At 66.1% G+C, this 17,433-nt stretch carries 24 protein-coding genes and 1 tRNA gene; 3 read left to right on the top strand and 22 right to left on the bottom strand.

Annotated features, from left to right (window positions below):
- Positions 1-5: 5 nt before the first annotated feature.
- From ACSQ4M_RS27025 to ACSQ4M_RS27125, 21 genes are all read right to left on the bottom strand, one after another.
- A complete protein-coding gene (locus ACSQ4M_RS27025) occupies positions 6-251 on the bottom strand; it encodes a hypothetical protein (protein WP_436192480.1) in 246 nt (81 codons plus the stop codon).
- Positions 252-887 carry an NUMOD3 domain-containing DNA-binding protein gene (locus ACSQ4M_RS27030; protein WP_436192481.1) on the bottom strand — a complete coding sequence of 212 codons (636 nt, stop codon included), beginning with the start codon at positions 885-887 and terminating at the stop codon, positions 252-254.
- The gene (locus ACSQ4M_RS27035; RefSeq protein ID WP_436192482.1) at positions 877-1,122 is read right to left on the bottom strand and encodes a hypothetical protein; all 246 of its coding nucleotides are present in this window, start codon (positions 1,120-1,122) and stop codon (positions 877-879) included. The genes ACSQ4M_RS27030 and ACSQ4M_RS27035 overlap by 11 nt, the downstream gene beginning before the upstream one ends.
- Positions 1,123-1,136: 14 nt before the next feature.
- Positions 1,137-1,553 (bottom strand): phage tail assembly chaperone family protein, TAC, encoded by a 417-nt coding sequence (locus ACSQ4M_RS27040; RefSeq protein ID WP_436192483.1) that lies wholly within the window; start codon positions 1,551-1,553, stop codon positions 1,137-1,139.
- Between the two features lie 44 nt (positions 1,554-1,597).
- On the bottom strand, positions 1,598-5,044 hold the full coding sequence (locus ACSQ4M_RS27045; RefSeq protein ID WP_436192484.1) for a fibronectin type III domain-containing protein: 3,447 nt from the start codon (positions 5,042-5,044) through the stop codon (positions 1,598-1,600).
- A gap of 9 nt (positions 5,045-5,053) precedes the next feature.
- Positions 5,054-5,917: a phage tail tube protein gene (locus tag ACSQ4M_RS27050; protein WP_436192485.1), complete on the bottom strand. Its 864-nt coding sequence runs from the start codon at positions 5,915-5,917 to the stop codon at positions 5,054-5,056.
- Positions 5,918-6,014: 97 nt separating this feature from the next.
- Positions 6,015-6,392: a tail completion protein gp17 gene (gene gp17 / locus ACSQ4M_RS27055; protein WP_436192486.1), complete on the bottom strand. Its 378-nt coding sequence runs from the start codon at positions 6,390-6,392 to the stop codon at positions 6,015-6,017.
- Positions 6,392-6,874: an HK97-gp10 family putative phage morphogenesis protein gene (locus tag ACSQ4M_RS27060; protein WP_436192487.1), complete on the bottom strand. Its 483-nt coding sequence runs from the start codon at positions 6,872-6,874 to the stop codon at positions 6,392-6,394. The genes gp17 and ACSQ4M_RS27060 overlap by 1 nt, the downstream gene beginning before the upstream one ends.
- A gap of 2 nt (positions 6,875-6,876) precedes the next feature.
- Positions 6,877-7,257: a phage head closure protein gene (locus ACSQ4M_RS27065; protein ID WP_436192488.1), complete on the bottom strand. Its 381-nt coding sequence runs from the start codon at positions 7,255-7,257 to the stop codon at positions 6,877-6,879.
- Positions 7,254-7,655: a hypothetical protein gene (locus tag ACSQ4M_RS27070; protein ID WP_436192489.1), complete on the bottom strand. Its 402-nt coding sequence runs from the start codon at positions 7,653-7,655 to the stop codon at positions 7,254-7,256. The genes ACSQ4M_RS27065 and ACSQ4M_RS27070 overlap by 4 nt, the downstream gene beginning before the upstream one ends.
- Before the next feature lies 1 nt (position 7,656).
- Positions 7,657-8,640, bottom strand: coding sequence for a hypothetical protein (locus ACSQ4M_RS27075; RefSeq protein ID WP_436192490.1), 984 nt, complete (start codon positions 8,638-8,640; stop codon positions 7,657-7,659).
- Positions 8,630-10,045 (bottom strand): phage portal protein, encoded by a 1,416-nt coding sequence (locus ACSQ4M_RS27080; RefSeq protein WP_436192491.1) that lies wholly within the window; start codon positions 10,043-10,045, stop codon positions 8,630-8,632. Before ACSQ4M_RS27080 ends, ACSQ4M_RS27075 begins: the two co-directional genes overlap by 11 nt.
- Positions 10,038-10,214, bottom strand: a complete 177-nt coding sequence (locus ACSQ4M_RS27085) for a hypothetical protein (RefSeq protein ID WP_436192492.1) — start codon at positions 10,212-10,214, stop codon at positions 10,038-10,040. The genes ACSQ4M_RS27080 and ACSQ4M_RS27085 overlap by 8 nt, the downstream gene beginning before the upstream one ends.
- A gap of 11 nt (positions 10,215-10,225) precedes the next feature.
- The gene (locus tag ACSQ4M_RS27090; protein WP_436192493.1) at positions 10,226-10,462 is read right to left on the bottom strand and encodes a hypothetical protein; all 237 of its coding nucleotides are present in this window, start codon (positions 10,460-10,462) and stop codon (positions 10,226-10,228) included.
- 60 nt (positions 10,463-10,522) lie between these two features.
- The gene (locus ACSQ4M_RS27095) at positions 10,523-11,923 is read right to left on the bottom strand and encodes a phage major capsid protein (RefSeq protein ID WP_436192494.1); all 1,401 of its coding nucleotides are present in this window, start codon (positions 11,921-11,923) and stop codon (positions 10,523-10,525) included.
- Between the two features lie 120 nt (positions 11,924-12,043).
- Positions 12,044-12,595, bottom strand: a complete 552-nt coding sequence (locus tag ACSQ4M_RS27100; RefSeq protein ID WP_436192495.1) for an HK97 family phage prohead protease — start codon at positions 12,593-12,595, stop codon at positions 12,044-12,046.
- 25 nt (positions 12,596-12,620) lie between these two features.
- Positions 12,621-14,333 carry a terminase large subunit gene (locus ACSQ4M_RS27105; protein WP_436192496.1) on the bottom strand — a complete coding sequence of 571 codons (1,713 nt, stop codon included), beginning with the start codon at positions 14,331-14,333 and terminating at the stop codon, positions 12,621-12,623.
- Positions 14,311-14,733 carry a hypothetical protein gene (locus tag ACSQ4M_RS27110; RefSeq protein ID WP_436192497.1) on the bottom strand — a complete coding sequence of 141 codons (423 nt, stop codon included), beginning with the start codon at positions 14,731-14,733 and terminating at the stop codon, positions 14,311-14,313. Before ACSQ4M_RS27110 ends, ACSQ4M_RS27105 begins: the two co-directional genes overlap by 23 nt.
- Before the next feature lie 138 nt (positions 14,734-14,871).
- Positions 14,872-15,159 carry an HNH endonuclease gene (locus tag ACSQ4M_RS27115; RefSeq protein WP_436192498.1) on the bottom strand — a complete coding sequence of 96 codons (288 nt, stop codon included), beginning with the start codon at positions 15,157-15,159 and terminating at the stop codon, positions 14,872-14,874.
- A complete protein-coding gene (locus ACSQ4M_RS27120) occupies positions 15,143-15,337 on the bottom strand; it encodes a hypothetical protein (protein ID WP_436192499.1) in 195 nt (64 codons plus the stop codon). The genes ACSQ4M_RS27115 and ACSQ4M_RS27120 overlap by 17 nt, the downstream gene beginning before the upstream one ends.
- 60 nt (positions 15,338-15,397) lie before the next feature.
- Positions 15,398-15,709, bottom strand: a complete 312-nt coding sequence (locus ACSQ4M_RS27125) for a hypothetical protein (RefSeq protein WP_436192500.1) — start codon at positions 15,707-15,709, stop codon at positions 15,398-15,400.
- 373 nt (positions 15,710-16,082) lie between these two features.
- Here ACSQ4M_RS27125 and ACSQ4M_RS27130 point away from each other — a divergent pair, with 373 nt between their 5' ends.
- Entirely contained in the window at positions 16,083-16,580 is a 498-nt protein-coding gene (locus tag ACSQ4M_RS27130) for a hypothetical protein (protein ID WP_436192501.1), read from the top strand.
- A 29-nt stretch (positions 16,581-16,609) separates the two neighbouring features.
- Here ACSQ4M_RS27130 and ACSQ4M_RS27135 read toward each other — a convergent pair.
- A tRNA-Gly gene (locus ACSQ4M_RS27135) sits at positions 16,610-16,685 on the bottom strand.
- Between the two features lie 136 nt (positions 16,686-16,821).
- Between ACSQ4M_RS27135 and ACSQ4M_RS27140 the strand changes: the two genes are divergently transcribed.
- Together ACSQ4M_RS27140 and ACSQ4M_RS27145 are read left to right on the top strand one after the other, a co-directional pair.
- Positions 16,822-17,025: a DUF3606 domain-containing protein gene (locus tag ACSQ4M_RS27140; RefSeq protein ID WP_436192502.1), complete on the top strand. Its 204-nt coding sequence runs from the start codon at positions 16,822-16,824 to the stop codon at positions 17,023-17,025.
- A gap of 123 nt (positions 17,026-17,148) precedes the next feature.
- Positions 17,149-17,301: a hypothetical protein gene (locus tag ACSQ4M_RS27145; RefSeq protein ID WP_436192503.1), complete on the top strand. Its 153-nt coding sequence runs from the start codon at positions 17,149-17,151 to the stop codon at positions 17,299-17,301.
- The last annotated feature ends 132 nt before the right edge of the window (positions 17,302-17,433 follow it).

A 17,433-nucleotide genomic window follows, 5' to 3' on the forward strand; every position in this document is an offset into this window, starting at 1 on the left:
CCTGCTCACCCTGGGCGTCCTTGGACTCCTGGATGAACTTGGCGAAAGTCGAGCCGATCGTGATGCCGGCGAAGCCCGCAGCGATCGCGCTGCCCAGCGTGGACCATTCCCGCTCGATCTCCTTTTTTGCGCTTGGACAGCTCGCGCGCGGTGCGCGCGGCCTGGCGCTCGGCTTGGGTGGCGCCTTGCGTAAAGCCGCCGATCTTCATGATGAGGTCGATCGTGAGCGACCCCAGCGAGCGTGCTGCCATCTACTTCACCCAGGAGAAAGTGCGACCGCGAAGGAAGTCGTACGCGGCGTGGAAGGAACATCCAGCGAGGTCCGCGACCTTCTGGATCGTTGCGCCCTCTTGTCTTAGCCGTCGACCGCGTGCAACAGCTTCTGGACTTAGGACGCTCTTCGCCGCGCGCATTGCGTCGGCCGCACTCTTGACGCGGCCGGGTTCATAAGCCCCGCCGCCCTTTCCCTTGCGCGACGCCGAGATCTTGGCCCGCGTCTCTTTCGAGTGGGACCGTCCGGTGAACGGGCTGAAGTCCTTCCGCCGCGACTCGCTCATGCGGCGGCGCGAGGCCTCCGAGTGGCGGTAGCCGAGCTGCGACCCCGCGCGCGGCGCGACGTTGTACTCGGGCGCCAGCGCATCCATGGCGGCCTGCTCATACATGATGAGGTTGTCCTTGGTGCATGCGATCAGCTTGTTGAAATGAAAAGCGCCTGGTCCGTAGAGGCACCAGGCGCGTTGAAGGGGGAGGCAGTGATGGGCGCTTCGCTGCAGAGCGTTGATGTGTTCGCGCCATCGTTTGGCGAAGTCCATGGCGCTGCCCACGTAGCGCTTGCCGTTCACCACGTTGCGGATTTCGTAGATCCCGGTCTGGTGTTCAGCGGCCATTGCGTACCTCCACCGGCGCACGGAACATGCGCGCGATCATTTCCAGGGACGCGGCCGTCGGTGCGGTCGCTTCCTGCTGCTCTTCATGCGGGTCGTGATAGCGCAGGAACTTGTCCAGCGTCTCCTTGCCGCCGTTGCTGGCGTTTCGCTGCCAGTCGGAACGCCCGAACAGGAACTCAATCCGATGGCCCACGTTCAAGGTGCCGAAGCGGGCCCGGTACTCGGCCCACACCATCACCTCTTCAGCGCTCAGACGCTCTCGGGCTTCTGCGAGGGTTCGGCCGCCGATTCCGTTGAGGACGAGTTCGCAGAGGAGCTCGTCGGCGGCCGTGAGTTTTTTGCGCCACCACCCATGGCCTGGTTGATGGCCGCCAGCAGCTTGAAGCCCAGTTGCGAGTTCAGCGCGCGCGCGTTCTCGGTGCCGAGCGGGACCAGCTTGCCGGCCTCCTCGACCAGGACCATCTGCCCGATGGCAGCCGCGCGCTTGTCGGGCGAGTCGTCGGTCTGCAGGTCCATGGCCATGCCGAAGGCCATCGGCTTGACGTACACATCGATCGAGTAGTCCTCGCCGTCGTCGCCCTTCCAGTCGATGGTCTGCATGACCGGCGCGAGGTCGCGGATTGCTCCGGCCGACTTCATGCCAGCAAGGCCCTTGAGTTTCTTCATGTGATCCTTTCAGAGGGCCGACCCGCGGTGGGGCGGCCTGACACTCAGGCCGGGGTGGCCAGAACAGACGTCGGGTTCGCGCGGACGGGCATTCCCTTGCTCGCGCTGACCATGCCCGTGCGAACGTCGTACAGCGCGTTGTCGATGCCCGACGTGGTCTCCGGCGTGGTTGCGCCGCCAGCCGTGGGACCGGGGTAGCCCGACAGGTAGCTGATGCCCACGCTGGTTGGCGCCGATGCGACGCCCTCCAGCACCACGGTCACTTCGTTGCCCGCCAGCGAGGTGCTGGTCGGCACCACGGACGACGCGCCGTTCACGCTGATGCGGAAGCCAGACGGGTTGCCGCCGCCCTTCGTCGCATAGCTGCCATTGCCGCCCGTGATGGGCTGCTTGATGGTCAGCACCTGCGTGCCCGAGTCGTAGGTGTAGGTGGCCGTCTTCAGGTAGCCGCCATTGGCGTCATGCGTGCTGAAGCCGGCGCGCCATGCCACGAAGGTGGCCAGGCGCTCGGCCATGGCGCCCTGCTCGTTCAGGCTCGGCCGGTAGTGCACGCCGTCCAGCGTGTTGGGCACGTCGGTCAGCGTCGTTGCAAGGCAGACCTTCCATCCTTGCGCCTGCCGCGCCTCGACCCAGAGCTGGTCGCTGTTGCGCGTGGTGTTCAGGCCAGCGGTGACGAAGTCCGAGCCGACAGGGATGATGCCCAGCACCCAGTCCGTGTAGGCGCCACCAGGGGCAGAGGCCGTGGCCTCCTCCAACTGCGCATAGAGCTTGTCCAGTTCGGGCCAGCGAGTGGCTTCGTTCTGCGCCGCATCGCCCTGGCCGTTGTTCCAGATGAAGTTCTTGGGGCGAGCTTCGTGGATGGCTTCCTTGACCCGGTCCCAGGTGTTGCCGGGAACGTTGTAGCGCGACAGGCTGATGCCCTGGATCGCGCAATGCATCATGTAGGCGTGGCGCCCCGTGACGTTGGCCAACAGGTCGCAGTACAAGGTCTGACCGTACAGATCCGTGTAGCTCGTGGCGGCGCGGCGCAGCCAGCCCGTCCGGTGAGTGCCCAGCACGCGGTTGATCGAGTACACAGGCATGTGCTTGTTGTACGTGTTGATCTTGCCCTGCGCGCCAGCGGACACGGCGCGCGTGCCGGCGTCGTCGTTGAACTTGGCCAGGATGGACTGCCCCATCACCAGCACACCGTCGCCGATGGCGTATTGGCCCTGCAGGCGAACCGGATCGGACCAGCTGGTATCGGCCTTGCGGAAGCGGGTCTCCACGAACCAGTAGCCGGCGAGGTGCGGAACAACGAAGTTGCCGGCCCAGGGGCCGTCTGCCGCGCTCGTGGCAACATCTGCCCAGTCCTGCACGATGTCGGCGCCGGCTGCGGGGAACGCAGCCGTTATTGCGACGATGCGCGCCTGAATGGTCGTCGTGCCTGGTCCGCGCCGATTGCCCCACATGCGCAGCGCGGTGGTCGTTGCCGGCTGATTTGCAGCCGTCCACACCGTGCCAGGACGCCAGCCACAGGTGACGGCTTCGTAGACCAGCTGCGGCTTCGTCGTGGCCGGGAATGTCACTCCGACCCCGACGACGGTGCCGTGCTGCCCCGCGATCAACTCCTCCATCTTCGTCGCGTCGCCGGCCAGCGCGTTGCCTGGCCAGTAGCGGTCGCCGCGCGCAGCGTCGAACGTAAGCACGTCGCGAGCGTCGATGCCTTGAGACAGCAGGCGGGCCTGCGCCTTGCTGATCGTGCCGCCGTTGTAGACGACCACCTGGCTGATCGGTCCACCCCAGTAGGTACGGAGGTTCTGCGCGTTCTGGGTGACATGGTTCAGCATGCCGAGCACCATCGGCTTGTTGGCGATGCCAGTGAAAGCGATACCGGCGTCCAGCTCCGTCAGCGTGTTGCCCGGACCGCCACCCGGGCCGGCGTCCTGCAGGATCGGCTCATGGCCTGGGTCGCAGTCCCAGAACTTCACCACGCCGGCTTCGCAGGTGACCAAGAAGCTGTGCGCCACGTTGCCTGGCACCGCCAGCGTCGAGGGCTTGCCCACGAGCATGTACGGCTTGAGCGTGCCTGGGACCATCGTGCCGGGAGGCTGACGGTTGGTGACGCGGATGCCGTTGTCGTCGCGGGCCGTGGCGAAGGGAACGCCAGCAAAGCTGCCGTCCGACCATGGATTGGACGCACCCGATCCGAACATGCCGATGGCGAGTGCGGAGTTGCCCGTCAGCAGGGTGTCCGACTGGTCGCCGATCGAGAGCAAGCCTCCGCCCATGTTCAGTGCCGCGGAGCGCCAGTTTGTCGACAGGAAAATCGCCCAGTCGCCATCAGCGCGGAGCGTGACGTTCCCGCAGTCGATGTGGCCGTCGTTGACGGACGAGTTCTGAGCGCCAGAGAACAGCGCGTCGAACGGTGCCGAGGCCCGGAGCACGGCGCCGGCCTCGGCCACGGTCAAGACGGCCTCGCTGGACCAGTCAGAAACCAGCGAGCCGTTGACGGCGCGCACGCGCACCTTGGTCTGGTCCGCATCGATGTCCACGCCGGTCAGGGTCAGCGTGGTGCTGGACTCGCTGACATCGGCCCAGGCGCTGCCGGGAGGCTGCACCTGCCATTCCACGTCGGTGTAGGTGCCGCCGATGGACACATTGAACGTCGCCGTGCCGCCCGGGGCGATGGTCTGGCTGCTCGGGGCTGCGTCGATGGTCGGCACAGTGCCGCCGCCCGAAGCCGCCGTCGGGATGTCCTCCAGCGTCGCGACGGCGCCTGGGCCAGCCGCGTTGATGGGCGTGATCTGGTAGTCGTAGCCGGTGTTGGCCGCCAGGCCGGTGACGGTGGCGCTGGTGCTGCTGACCGGCGCGCCGAAGTTGATGAATGCGCCGGTCGAGGTTCCAAGACGGTAGGCGACCTGGTAGGTGAACGGACCCGCGCCGGTCTCCGGGGCATCCCAGGTCAGGGGCTGCGAGTTCGCGGTCGCGGTGCCGGCCGCGAGGTTGCGGACGGCGCCAGGCACCAGCGGCGAGGTCGAGCCGCCGCCGTACATGGCGACCAGCAGGGACCAAGCACCGGATGCCTTCTCGTAGACGATGCCGGCCACGGCGTCGAGCGCCAGGTCGCCGTTCGCGCCCAGGCTGGGCGCCGGCACACCGGTCGTGGCGTGCACCAGGCTGGCGTCGGCGAACAGCACCTTGGAGAAGGCGCCGATCACGACGGTGCGGCCGTGGCTGGCTGCGGCGTTGGCCGTCGGCGAGCCGGCAGAGGTCGAAAGGGACCACAGTCGCTGCACGCTGGCCGGCTCGGCCATGATCTTCAGGTCGATGCCGTCGAACCAGACCGGCAGGCCCATGGCGATGCAGGCGCGCTCGTCGGCGATGCGGTCGAGGAAGTCCTGGCGGTCCGCGAAGATCTTCTTGGTGCCGGGCACCCGGTCGCCCTGCGACCGGTTGAGGGCAGCGATGTAGCGCTGCCGACTGCCCACTGGAGTGGTGAAATCAGGCATGCGCGCTCCTTAGCTGATGTTCCAGGTGGCGGGGGTGGGCTCGGCGTGCGGGTAGTCCATGCGGAACAGGCGCCACACGAAGCTGTCCTCGTCCGCGAACGTCACGCTGGACTGCGCGGGCGACGGGCCGCCATCGGTGTTCGGACCGCTCTCGCCGGCACCGTTCCAGTCGCCCGGCGTGTTGCTCGAGTCGGTGAACGTCACGCCGGCAGCAGACACGTCCGCAGGCACTGCCACCCAGCCGTAGTTGTCGGGCGTCGTGGTGATCGTGAACTGGCCGGTCTTGGTGCCGCCGTTGCCGAACTGCGTGGCGCCGTCCAGGAACGCCTGCGTGCCGACCGTGTGCGCGTTGGCCGGGCCAACGAACCAGCGCGGGCGGTTGCCGGCCGACTTCGGGATCAGGACCTGCGTGCCGCTGATCTGGATGCCGACGGTGGACTGCACCACGCTGTTCAGAGCGAAGCTGAACGGGAACGAGGACAGGTAGCCTTCGAACAGGAGCCAGGACCGGCCCGAGGGCAGCACGAAGTCGCCGTCGGCCACCTCAGGCGGCAGGTTGATGGTGCCGTCCGGCTCCATCGGGCCATCACCCCAGCCGATGGCCCACTTGATGGTCAGGCCAAGCTGCTTGAGCTCGTACAGCTTCAGGTGCGACGCGTCGGACGGGTCGGTGTTGATGCCGAACGAGCCAGCGCCGGGCGTACCCATGCCGGCGACGTACTTGCGATCCTTGCCCGAGTTCAGGCAGGTCGTCTCGATCTGCTCAACCGCGGAGTCGATGCCATCGATGGTGGTGACACAGCCCACGACAAGCAGGCTGTTGTCGCGGGGGTCGATACCGAACAGGTCGGTGCCTTGGGTCTTGACGGTCACTTGTGGTGCCTCCAGTGAGAAAGGCCGCAAGGCGGCCGACGTGTTGAAAAGAAAAAAGGCCGCGAAGTGCGGCCTGTGAGGGGATGGGAGCGGCGAGCTACCGGAAGACGATCCAGGACACGTCGAAGCCGACGTGCAGGCCCTTGGTCTGCGGGTCGATGTTCTCGCCGCGCCAGGCGGTCACATGGGCATGGCCCTCGAGGGCGTCACGCAGCGCGAACGCAACGGCACGGACCGTCTCGACGCCCTGCGAGGGCGAGGCGTAGACATCGATCTGGAACAGGCCCGCGTCGTGCAGCGGGCGGCGTGACAGCGTGTTGCCCGGCGTGCCTGCAGCGGTGCGCCAGACGGCATAGGGGTACTCGGCCTTTTGCGGCGCCATGCCGAAGGCATAGAAGCGCAGCGGCCCGCGCAGTGCGCGCAGGTGCGCCTGCACGGCCGGCACGTTGACGGCCTTGAAGATGGGCGGGTTCATCAGCTTCTTCCCTGCCGCTTGATGGCCCGATCCAGGCCCTTGTCCAGGTTGGCGGCCACGGTGCTCACGATGCCGTCGATGTTCTGCTCGATGGCTGGGCGCATGAACGGTTGGGCCCGGGCATGCTCGTGGCCGAACTCCACGAATGCCCAGTAGCGCGTGTCGCCACCAGGCCCGCCAGGCTCCGTACCCTTCGGACGACTCTTGGGGATGCGAGCACCGCCCAGCACGCCGACGCGGAACGCCAAGTCGCCGGTCCGCTTGAACGTCTTCGTGCTGAAGCGCTCCTCAATGTTGGCAGCGATGCGCTCGGCGGTTTCCGGGTCATCCAGCCGGCTCGCGTTCTGCTTTGCCGCGTCGCGGATGAGCTGGGCACCCTTGCGCAGGGCAGACCGACCGGTCCGCTTCTGAACCTCCTCGGGCAACGAACGCAGCTTGACCATGGCGCTGTCAAACCCCTTGAGGTCGAAGGTGTCGGCCATGGTCATTGCCCTTCGGTCGCGCCGCGCGAGCACGGCGCGGTCAGGTAATCCAGACCAGACTCCTTGTCCGGCAGGAAGTCGGCCGGGTTGTAGATCACTTCCGGGCGACCGGTGCGCACATGGACCAGGCGCATGGATGCATCCAGGCCGTCGCGGTAGCGGATGACGATGCGCGCGACGATTTCGGCCTGGGTCTTGGCGCTGGCGATGAATTCGCGCGCGCTCAGCGGCTCGATCGCGGCCCAGACGGTGGCGACCTCGACCCAGTCCCGTGCGGTCTCGCCGGTCGTGGGGTCCTGCAGCACCGCGCCGGTCTCGTCGCGCAGGTAGTCCAGGCGCTCGATGCGGACCTGATGGCGCAGCGTTCCGGCTTCCATGGTCATGCCACCGTCGAACGCCGCAGGGCTGTGAGCAAACTGGTCGCACCTCTGCTCAGCGGATAGCCGAACCGTCCGCTGTACAGATCCCCCGTTGACGTGTGATCGCCCTGCCCGTCGCGGTAGCGGTGCTGATAGGCCAACTCGACCAGGACTGCGGCCTTGACCACCGGCCGCACAGTCGGCTTGCCACCACCGTCCACGGCCGGAACAGGCACGCCGTTCTCATCGCGCACCACAGCGCCGGCTCCATCTCGCGCCAGCACGTACAGACGCCATTCGTCCTTGAGCCAGTCCCGCACGGCCTCGCTGACAGCCGGGATCATGATGGCGAACCATGGGCCGTCAGCGGCGGTGTCGCTGCGGACGTGCAGCGCGGCTTCCTCAACGGTGACCAGCTCCACTTCAGGCCCCCAACTTGATAGGCGCGGGCGGGCCGGCCTGGATGGTCTTCACGATGGACTGGCCATCGCGTCCCTTGCGCGCGCCAACAATCCAGTCGTCTGAACCGGTGTCGGGCTTGGCTGTGGTGTCGCGCTTCGCGTACCAGGTCGATCCGTTGTGCACCCATGCCTCGCAGGCCTTGGCCGTGCCACCGTCGCGCCAGTAGCCGGCCGGGCGAATGCCGCCAGCAGGGAAGCGGACTTCCTTCGTGCGGCCGGCGCAAGCGGCCTTGATGCGCACCTCGTGGCTCTCCTCGAGATATTCCATCTCGAAGGCATCCAGGCTGATGCCGTCGGTGCCGTCCTTGCCGTCTTTGCCGACGACCGGGCCCAGCGACTTCACCGTGCCGTTGGTCAGCGTCACCAGCAGCTCGCCGGCTCGGTCGATCATGGCGCCAGCCAGTCCTACGCCGTCCTTCCCGTTCTCCCCATCCTTCCCGGGCGCCGGCACAGGGATGGCCTTCACCGCTTCGTCCAGGCCCTTGCGCGCTTCGTCGCGGATGGACTGCACGGCGCTGTCGAGGACAGGCTGGACATCGGCCAGAGTCACGCTCTTTCCGTCCTCCGGCTGGCGGATGCCCTTCATCACCGCATCGAGGGCGCTGGTCCCTTCAGCAATCGACTGCGCCACCGCAGCCGTCGCCTGCTTGACCAAGTCGTTCACGACGGGCTGGAAGTCATCAAGCGTGACGCCCTTTGCGGGCGGCAACGCCGTCACAGCGTCCTTCACCATCTCGCGAACCGCCTCCATGTCGCAGTCCTTGCCGTCGGCGGGTACGCGGATGGTGGCCGCGGCCTTGGTCACCTCCTGCGCGATCAAGTCGGAGTAGTCGGGGCGCTGGGCCAGCTGCGACTTCAACGCCTCGATCTCGGCCTGGAGCGGAGCGATGGCTTTGCGGATGGCCGCGCCCATGGCCTTGCCGAAGGTCTCAGGGTCAAATGACATTGGCGGGCTCCAGTTCCTCGTTCATCGCTGCGATCGCCTTCTGTGTCGACACGATGGCCTTGGCCGCATCGATAGTTGCTTGGTCTTCGTCGGAGATGGGCGCAGGCGCGGGCGGGGGCGCAGCGGGGGCCGGCGCAGGCGCGGGCTCGAGATCCTGTCGCTTCTCCAGCACCGCCAGCGGGTAGTCCTGGTGCTGTCCCCACAGCGTGCCGCCGCCTCCTGTGGGCGCCAGGTTGAACCTCGCGCGCGCCTCGTCCGGCGTCTTGATCTTGCCCTGCACCAGCTTGGACTCCACCTCTGCGCGCTTGCCTTCATCCATGCGCAGCAGTGGGTCGAGGTCGAGCTCGACCCCGAGCGGCGCGGCAATGGCCAGGCCCTGGTCCAGCAACAGCTCCATGTGCTCGATGTGCGTCTGCAAGGCGTCGGCGTAGTACAGCTGGTTCATGTCATCGACCTTCATGCCCGCGGGGATGGTGCCGATGCCGACCTTGAACGGAGGAATGCCGAAGGGCTGGCAGATCTGCTCATCGCTCGACCCCATCTGCTCGACCATCTGGGCGTCGATGCTCTTCATGTCGAAGGCCGTGAACTTCATGTCCGCGCCGACAATGGCCAGCTTGCCGGCGTTGGAGCCGCTGAAGTTGGTCTCCCAGTACTCTTTGACTTCCTTCGCCTCCTCGTCCGTCATACCGGCTGGACCGGTCAGAAGGCCGCCCGGACGCGCGTTGTTGGTGAAGAACTCCGTCGCCGAGCGAAGGATCTTCATGTTCTTCAGCGCGGGCCAATGTGCGGCCGCAACGGGAGGGACGCCCACCAGCGGGTGGAACAGAGTCATGCACCGGTCGTGGATGATCTCGCTGGCCGGCACGATCAGGTCCTGGGCCGGATAGCCCACCGGCAGCGAGTTCAGCGCGTCGGTCTGCAGCTGGTAGAACACGAAGCCCGAGTCCGAGATCATCGGCAGGCAGCGCTGCGGATCAAGGATGTACAGCGCGTTGACGACGCCGCGCGCGTCGCGGCGCTTCAGCACGTACGTGTTGCCGGCCGTCAGCTTGCTCAGCATCCAGTACTCGCGGAATTGGGCCGGCGTCTGGAAGTCGTTGGGCTTGCGCAGCACCGGGTCATAGGCCGCGTTCTCCACAGCAACCCAGTTGCCGCCCTTCTCGCGCTTGCGCAGAGAGAACGGAAGCTTGCCGATGTCCGACGAGATGCGGTTGATGCAGGCATACAGCGTCGGGTAGGTCAGCAGGTCGGACTGCTTCTCCTCGATGTTCTTCTGCCACGCGCCTGCGAAGGGCTCGGAGATCGTGCGCCACTGATTGCGCCAGGCGCCCGGGACCATGCTCAGCGACTTCTGCCGCGTGAGCCCGCTTTTCAGCGCACTGAGAACGGTCAGTTCAGGCATTGGTGGTCATCCCATTGGCGATCAGCGAGGCCGCGGCCAGCAAGAACACGCCGCCCGCCACCAGGGCCCAGCCGGTCCCGGCGATCACGGCGACGCCAGCGACGATGCATCCGGCGCCGGCCGCGCCCAGGCCGAGCACGGCCGTCAGCGGCTGCGCAGCGATGCGCATCAGCCGATCCTTCACGCGGTGGCCTCGCGCAGGGCGGCGCGCAGCTTGTCAGCGCCAGCGTTGTGGTGGACCTTCAGGCCGCGCTCCTGCGCGAGCGCGCGCAGTTCGTCGGCGTCCATGGCGTCCAGGTCGGGCGCGGCTTCGGCCACCACCACTGACCCCTTGCCCATGCGCGTCAGCAGGCGCGCCTCGGCCTGGCTGACCTTGCGGGTTCGGCCGCCGTTGAATGTGAAGATGACTTGGCTCATGGTGTCCTTCCTCTTGCACAAGGGGCCTCCTTGCGGAAGCCCCTTGCACCAGCTGGCTGGTTACGGGGTCGGCACGCCGGTCCAGTTGACCGTGGCCCACACCACAGCGCCTGGGCGACGCTTGACGAAGTTCAGGATCCGCTCGACCAGGAAGCCGACGCTGTTGGTCTGCCACAGGCTGACCACGTTCGTGGCGCCCGGGGCGCCGGTCGTGGCGTCCTGAGCCGGGGCGTCGTCCATGACAATGGAGGCCTGGTCGGAGATCGACACCTCGATGCCGCCCTCATCGCCCAGGAAGATCTCGTCGCCCTTGATCAGCAGCACCACGTTGGCCGGGATGGCCTGCGAGGTGAACGCCGGCAGGCCAGCCAGGGTGCCGCCCTCGGGCGTGATGCCGGGGAACGCGGCAGCGCCGGCCAGGTTCGTGACGCCGCCCAGGTCGATGGCGGTCGTCTCGGACATCAGCCAGAAGGCACCGGCCACGCTGAGGTTGTTGCCGACCAGGGCTTTGAGCATCGTGGCGATGTCCAGGCGGATGCCTTCCAGCGAGCCGTCACCCGGCAGCACGGTGGCCGTGACGCCGTTGCGCAGGCCTGCAGGGGACACGCCCGCCACGGCAGCGGCGGTGCCGACCAGGGTGCTGTCGATCGCGGTGCCGATGGACAGGACCAACTCGTCGCGGATCAGCGCATCGGCGGCGACGGATGCACGGCGGATGGTCTCCTTCGTGGCCGCGGCGATGGTCGTCACCTTCAGCGGCTCCAGCTTGGTCTTGGTGTAGCTCCACTGGGTCACCGGCTTGGACTTGCCTTCGCCCGTCCACTTGGCCACACCGGCCGTGCCTTGCACCAGCACAGGGGTGTCGAACGGCAGACGGCGCAGGCGGCCTTCGATCTGGCCCAGCACCGTCTTGGCGCGCAGGTAGGTCACGAAGTCGGCGAAGTAGGCGCCGCCGTCCAGCACCAGGTTGCCGGCCCAGCCAGCGTTGCCAGTGTTGGCGGCCGGTACGGCAGCCTTGACCAGCGACGTGCGCAGCTCCTTGTCGTCCGGGTACAGGGCCGACGCGACCTGCAGGGGGTCGGCGTTGTCCAGGCGGGAAATGGCCTTGATCCGGGCGATGCGAGCGAAGCCGAGGCCTTCTTCCAGCTTCTCGGTGTTCTTCACCTGCACCGGAAGGCGGTCGGCAGCGCCGCCCACGGCGACAGCGCCGGCCTTCTGGGTCGTGTCCACGGGCTTTGCGCTGTCCTTCTCGGCGGCCTCGATCTCGGCCATGCGCGAAAAACGCGCGATGTCGCCGTCCAGCGACTTGATGGCGGACTGCAGCGTGTCGAACTCCTCCTGCTCGCCGGTGTCCATGGAGCGGCTTTCATCGACCGACTTGCGGGCGATGACGTTCAGTTCGTCGGCCTTGGCCGCGCGGGTCGCCTTCAGGTCGGCGACTTGTTGTGCGTACGTCTTCATTGGGGTCCTTCAAGAACGCAAAAACCGCCACGAGGGCGGTTCAACGATGGGTGCCGTCACGCGGACGGCTCGGGTTGTTCGGTCGTGCGACCTGCGTGCAACGGCAGGCGGCCGGCCGGGTCAGGGGCGAATCAGCTGGATGGCCCCGTTGAGGTTCTGGGTGTGCAAGGCGCTCACAAGCGGGATGGCGCCGCGCTGGCGCGCGTACAGCGCCTTGACGGTGTCGATGGTGGCGTCAGCGTTGGCAGGGATGGTCACCGGCGAAAGCTCGACCACTTCCATGTCCACGAGCAGCGGCGGACCGCTCTTGCGCACGAAGCGCCGGCCGCCCATGGCGCCGATGCTCACGAACTTGACCAGGCCGGACTTCACGGCCTGCCAGGCCAGGTCGGCCCGCTCCTTGAGTAGGCCCGGCTCGGTCAGCTTGGCGAAGTTGGCCACGAAGCGGATCGCGTCGCCGTCCTTGAACAGCTGCGCCCGGCCGATCGCCGGCATGCTCTGCTGGTGCTGCCAGATCAGCGGCACCTCGGGACGGAAACGCGCGGAGGCGATGTCCAGGACCTCGCCGTGCCGGTCCATGCTGCCGGTGGTTGCGATGCCCGTGATCTGGCGCAGGTCTTCGCTGACGCCCTTCAGGACCATCTCGCAGAAGGTGACGTGTTGGGCGCTCATCGCGTCCTCGCTTTCTCGTTTGCGGTCAGCCGGCCACGGCCAGGACCAGTTTTCGCGGCGGCGCGTGCAGCTGCGTGCGCCCCACGCCCATCAGCAGGGCGCAGAAGTCATCGATCTTCTCGGCAGCCTTGCGCTTGTCGGGCGCGTTGTTCAGGTTGGCGTCCTGGCGCGCGACCATGTTGGACGCGTTCCAGTTCAGGATCGGGTCGTTGCCATGGACGAAGCGGCCGTTCAGGTATGCCACCTCGAGCGCCTGCATGGCCGGGTGGTAGCTCTTGGGCCCCTGGATGAACTGCTCCATCTGCACATTGGCCGCCCGCAGCCGCTGCACCGTCTGCGCAGCGTTCCAGCCGTCGTAGCCGACTGACTGCAGGTTGAACGTCTGGTGCACCTCGATGATCTTTTGCTCGATCACGGCGTAGTCGATCGCCTCGTCGCCCGACTCGATCAGCAGGCCCTTCAGTACCCAACCCGCGTATGGGATCAGACCGCGCAGCGTGCGCCGCCGCACCGCCGATGAGGGCACGAAGCGCCAGCCGTGCGTGTAGATCTCGCCCTTGATGTCCCAGACCAGCCGGAACGACGCCAGGTCGGTCGTACTCGACAGGTCTAAGCCGCCGCAGCACGGATGCTTGCGCAGCCACTCCAGGTCCACCTCGCGCTTGCACTCGCGCCACTTGGTCAGGTTCACCCAGCCCTTGGACACCGACGACGGCCGATTAAGCCGCTTGATCTTGAACTCGGCGTGCGTGCCAGGCTTGTCCTTCGCCTCGATCGCCAGCTTGCGGATCTCGTCCAGCAGCAGCGGGTTGACCTCCATCAAGGGGTTGGCCTTGTGGTACGCCTCTTCATCGAAGTCGTCGTCAGCCTCGGTGCCGAGGTCTTCGTCTTTCTCGTCAACGGCGTAGTACAGCGCCAGGTAGTGGTCGGCCTCGATCAGGCCGCGCAGCACCTTCTTGGCGAACTCGCGCTCTTCTTCCCACGGGCCCGGGTTCGCGTAGCCCTCTGTCGTGAGGTACAGGAACAGCGGGTTCTTGCGCGCGCCGGCCGCCGACTTCAGCACGTTCAGCAGGTCGTGGTTCTTGTGCGCGTGCAGTTCGTCCAGCACCGTGCACGACGGGTTCAGGCCGTCCTGGGTGCTGGCCTTCGCGTGGAGGGCCTTGTAGCTGCCGCCGTTCTCGTAGCTGGCGATCGCCTTCGCGAACGCTTCCAGGCTGAAGGCCTCGCGCAGGTCGGTGGTCTTCTCCACCATGCGCTTGGCGACCTTGAAGACGATGCTGGCCTGGTCGTACGTCGTCGCCGCGGTGATGACCTGGGGCCCGACCTCGCCCTCGCAGGTCAGGCAGTACAGCGAGATGATCGACGCCAGCGTGCTCTTGGCGTTCTTGCGCGCGATGGCGAACAGGGCCGTCGTGAACCGCCTGGTGCCGTCCAGCTTGCGGAAGCCGAACAGCTGCACCAGGAAGAACACATGCGACTCGTGCAACACGATGGTCGGGGTGTCCCACGTCCCTTCAACGTGGGGGAGCTTTTCTGCAAAGTCGCACACGTCGGTCGCGTGCCACTCATCGAACTTGAACGGAGCGTCATCCGCCTTCGCGCGCTCCAGGTCGTTCAGGAAGCGTTGCGCGGCGAACCGCATCCAGATGCCGAACCGCTTGCGGTTCTTGGGGTCCAGTGCCTTCTGCGCGTAGCCCTTCGCTATCGCGACGAAGTCACGGGGCTGCGCGTCGGCCATTGCGCGCGAACTTGTTGCCCTCGGGCGTGTCGTTGCCCACTGCCTTCACCTTCCCCTGCGCAACCGGCGTCAGGCCAAAGTCGTTGATCAGGTTGCGGTACTGGGCGACCATGGACGCGACCGGCGCCTCGCCAGCGGCGAACAGCTGGACCAGCTTGCCATGCAGGCTGCACAGCATGGCCAAGGCGCTCAGACCGCCCTCGGACAGCAGCTTGTTGGCCACCAGAATCGGGGCCAACCGGTTCCACTCCTTCACGGCGTGGGCGTTGGGCAACCAGCTGGGGGGCTTGGGCACTTCAGTGACGACGGGCAGCTCGGCGGAAGGCTCCGCAGCGCGGTCCTTTCGTTCCGTGCCGGCGATGACCTTCAGGCTGGCCGGCTTCTTACCGGGACCTGGCATGTGGCACCTCGAAAAACGGTTTTTCTAACCTGACGGCGTGAAAAAAAGACTGGGGGCGCGGTGTCCAGGGATGTGGTCCCCAAACTACAGACCTCCGCCCCCCTGCCTCGGTCGGCCCGGTCACAGCGCCGTGGTGCATCACGGGATGGGCCAGCCGTCCTCACCGATGCGGGGCGTGTGCCGCCTGCCCAGGTCGTCGCTGGTCTTCTTGTCGTGGCACACGAGGCAGAGCACCTGCATGTTCTTGTCCTCGTCCTCGCCTTGCTTGTGGAGCGGGACGATGTGGTCAGCCTGGAAGCCGTCGGGCCAGTCGGTCAGCTTGCGGCAGTGGGCGCAGTGCGGGTCCTTGGTCCACAGCCTCAATCGGCGGGCCTGTGCCCTGCGGCCGCGCAGCCTGCCGTCGTGGTCGTCATAGCGGGCGGCCATTGAGCCCCACGCGTGGCGGTGCCTCGGTGTCGCCTTGTCCTGCGTCGTCAGCCTCGGCCATCGCGCGGACCAGTGCCTCGTTGCTGGCTGCCAGGCGGCTGATGGCCTGTGTCTGCAGGTGCATGGCCTGGACCAGTTTGGCGATGTTCAGGTTCAAGGATTGATCGAGCTCGCTCATAGGCTACCTTGGTCCACTTGGCGATCCAGGCACGGCGGGCAGCGCATGCGGCGCAGGGCATCAGCGCCAGGCCCAGTGCCCAGCTGCGCCGCGGCAATGGATGCGATCGGCCATGCCCGCAGGCGATTCCTGCAGCCGGTCGTAGCAGTGGAACAGCACGGGTTTGTCGGAGCCGCCGTGGATCGCATGGATCGCGCGGAAGCGGATCTGGTAGGTCTCCACCTGTTCCCGATTCGGGTGCAGGCGCAACGGGTCGTGCGCCGCCACGACGATGCCGACATCTGTGTCCACGCTCATGACTCGCTTAAGCGGCTCGCGCCTGCCGATCTCGAAGACCTGGGCGCCGAGTGCGTTGTGGCGGTCGTACAGCATTGCATCTCCTCACGAGTGGCACCCATCGGACCTACCGGGCTTGTTCTGGCTCGGCTGGGTGCTGCCGTTCGCTGCTCACCAGGCGCCGCAGAGCTTGCGGTGGGAACTCCCGCGCTGTTTGCCCGCAGCGCGGCCGACGCCCGGGTGTCGGTCCAGTCGGGGGTTCAGGGTGAAAGGTCGCCAGCCGCGATCCCGAGCGGACAAGGTCAGCGTGATGGGGTGGGAACGCGGCCGGCAAGTGAGTGACAGCCGCGCTGCTGTGTCGGCTTGTACTTAACGCTGAGGAGGACTTTGACGAACCTGTGGTCGCATGCTGTTGACCGGCGCGACGCGTGAGGCTACGTTCAGGCAACCACCTTGAAAGAAGCCAGCCATGACGCCTTCGGAAGTTGACTTTCACCTTGAGGAGTACAAGCAGATTCGTGACGAAGTCACGAGTCTTATCACCAAGACTGAACAACTAGTTCAGTACTGCGTTCTCATTGCTGCCGGCGTCTTCACATGGCTGACTGCCCTGTCCTTCGGAATGGACGAATCGGGTCCCTGCTCCAAAGTACCAGTGAGCGGCGATATTGCCCAACAAGTTTGGTGGATACCTGCCGGCGCTGTACTAGTGGTCGGGCTTCTTGGCCTGGGCCGTTTCGTCCGCGTCAAAGAAATGGGCAAGTATCTCCAGCAGTTGGAAGACGCGATGGGCCACAAGTCTCTTGGCTGGGAAAAATTTTTGTCCCGTCAGCCGATCACGGTAGCCGTGGTGACAGTAGTCGCTTGGCTAGCCCTACTCGTGGGGACTGCGTATGTTGCTGTGAACATGCAGGACCTGATCCAGTCGGGTCGCGGTTGCATCGTCAAATCGGAGCCTTCGAAGTAAGGTTTTTCTGAGCCTTCCCGGTTTCGATCTGGAGCATCGCGAGGGAATCGAACCCTGCTCTGCGCGGCCTGGAAGGCCGGCGGCGCGACCGGCGCGCTGGAATGCCAAAAAGCGGTTTTGGCTGACAAATCCGACTGTCACATCTGACAGCCGTAGGAAGGCGGCTGAACCGGCCCGTCCACTACTCTTGCTGGATCAGGTTGGAAGCGCGTTGGACGGAGCGGAAATGGCCAGGATCACGATGGAGAAGGACTACGAGGTACGCCACTGGATGCGCACGCTTGCTTGCAGCGAACTCGAACTCCGACAAGCAATCAAGGCCGTTGGTCCAGATGAACAAGAAGTTCGCCGCTATCTCCAAGGCAAGATCCCAAGTACATCTCGCTGGAGATCGCTCGCTGAAAGATCGAAGCGCGGCGGCTCGACCGGATGCGGCGATCTATAGCTCCCGTGGTGTCAGCGCCCCGGCCGTTTCAAGGCCCTGTCCTGCGCGTTCGCAGCCCGCTGGCCCACGCATGCGGCCATCATTGCTCGACGACATTGGGCCACTATTCACAGAAGGCCTTCCATGCTTGAAACAAAGCCCGACAACGGCAAAGTGCCGGTATCGTCAAGCCGCAATCGCTATGCCAACAAGCGAATGCTCATCATCTGCGGCGCGATCGCGGCAGTGATCGTCTTGGTCGTTGTGATGCGAGTGTTGAGCACCGTTCAGGCTTGACCCACTAGAAGGCCCGCCGATCTTGCGAAGGGCGGGCCTGAATGGGGGTGGTGGCGACCGTAATCGCACCAGCGGCCTCAACGCGCTGCACTGCAGCTGCAGAGCGCTCTACCTGCTGGGCTACACCACCAG

This window comes from Pseudorhodoferax sp. LjRoot39, assembly GCF_964253035.1.
Taxonomy (GTDB): domain Bacteria; phylum Pseudomonadota; class Gammaproteobacteria; order Burkholderiales; family Burkholderiaceae_C; genus Pseudorhodoferax.

Coding starts and splice junctions, on each gene's coding strand:
- ACSQ4M_RS27025 (WP_436192480.1), bottom strand. CDS start 251: ATGGCAGCACGCTCGCTGGGGTCGCTCACGATCGACCTCATCATGAAG.
- ACSQ4M_RS27030 (WP_436192481.1), bottom strand. CDS start 887: ATGGCCGCTGAACACCAGACCGGGATCTACGAAATCCGCAACGTGGTG.
- ACSQ4M_RS27035 (WP_436192482.1), bottom strand. CDS start 1,122: ATGGTGTGGGCCGAGTACCGGGCCCGCTTCGGCACCTTGAACGTGGGC.
- ACSQ4M_RS27040 (WP_436192483.1), bottom strand. CDS start 1,553: ATGAAGAAACTCAAGGGCCTTGCTGGCATGAAGTCGGCCGGAGCAATC.
- ACSQ4M_RS27045 (WP_436192484.1), bottom strand. CDS start 5,044: ATGCCTGATTTCACCACTCCAGTGGGCAGTCGGCAGCGCTACATCGCT.
- gp17 (WP_436192486.1), bottom strand. CDS start 6,392: ATGAACCCGCCCATCTTCAAGGCCGTCAACGTGCCGGCCGTGCAGGCG.
- ACSQ4M_RS27060 (WP_436192487.1), bottom strand. CDS start 6,874: ATGGCCGACACCTTCGACCTCAAGGGGTTTGACAGCGCCATGGTCAAG.
- ACSQ4M_RS27065 (WP_436192488.1), bottom strand. CDS start 7,257: ATGACCATGGAAGCCGGAACGCTGCGCCATCAGGTCCGCATCGAGCGC.
- ACSQ4M_RS27075 (WP_436192490.1), bottom strand. CDS start 8,640: ATGTCATTTGACCCTGAGACCTTCGGCAAGGCCATGGGCGCGGCCATC.
- ACSQ4M_RS27080 (WP_436192491.1), bottom strand. CDS start 10,045: ATGCCTGAACTGACCGTTCTCAGTGCGCTGAAAAGCGGGCTCACGCGG.
- ACSQ4M_RS27085 (WP_436192492.1), bottom strand. CDS start 10,214: ATGCGCATCGCTGCGCAGCCGCTGACGGCCGTGCTCGGCCTGGGCGCG.
- ACSQ4M_RS27090 (WP_436192493.1), bottom strand. CDS start 10,462: ATGAGCCAAGTCATCTTCACATTCAACGGCGGCCGAACCCGCAAGGTC.
- ACSQ4M_RS27095 (WP_436192494.1), bottom strand. CDS start 11,923: ATGAAGACGTACGCACAACAAGTCGCCGACCTGAAGGCGACCCGCGCG.
- ACSQ4M_RS27100 (WP_436192495.1), bottom strand. CDS start 12,595: ATGAGCGCCCAACACGTCACCTTCTGCGAGATGGTCCTGAAGGGCGTC.
- ACSQ4M_RS27105 (WP_436192496.1), bottom strand. CDS start 14,333: ATGGCCGACGCGCAGCCCCGTGACTTCGTCGCGATAGCGAAGGGCTAC.
- ACSQ4M_RS27110 (WP_436192497.1), bottom strand. CDS start 14,733: ATGCCAGGTCCCGGTAAGAAGCCGGCCAGCCTGAAGGTCATCGCCGGC.
- ACSQ4M_RS27115 (WP_436192498.1), bottom strand. CDS start 15,159: ATGGCCGCCCGCTATGACGACCACGACGGCAGGCTGCGCGGCCGCAGG.
- ACSQ4M_RS27120 (WP_436192499.1), bottom strand. CDS start 15,337: ATGAGCGAGCTCGATCAATCCTTGAACCTGAACATCGCCAAACTGGTC.
- ACSQ4M_RS27125 (WP_436192500.1), bottom strand. CDS start 15,709: ATGCTGTACGACCGCCACAACGCACTCGGCGCCCAGGTCTTCGAGATC.
- ACSQ4M_RS27130 (WP_436192501.1), top strand. CDS start 16,083: ATGACGCCTTCGGAAGTTGACTTTCACCTTGAGGAGTACAAGCAGATT.
- ACSQ4M_RS27140 (WP_436192502.1), top strand. CDS start 16,822: ATGGAGAAGGACTACGAGGTACGCCACTGGATGCGCACGCTTGCTTGC.
- ACSQ4M_RS27145 (WP_436192503.1), top strand. CDS start 17,149: ATGCTTGAAACAAAGCCCGACAACGGCAAAGTGCCGGTATCGTCAAGC.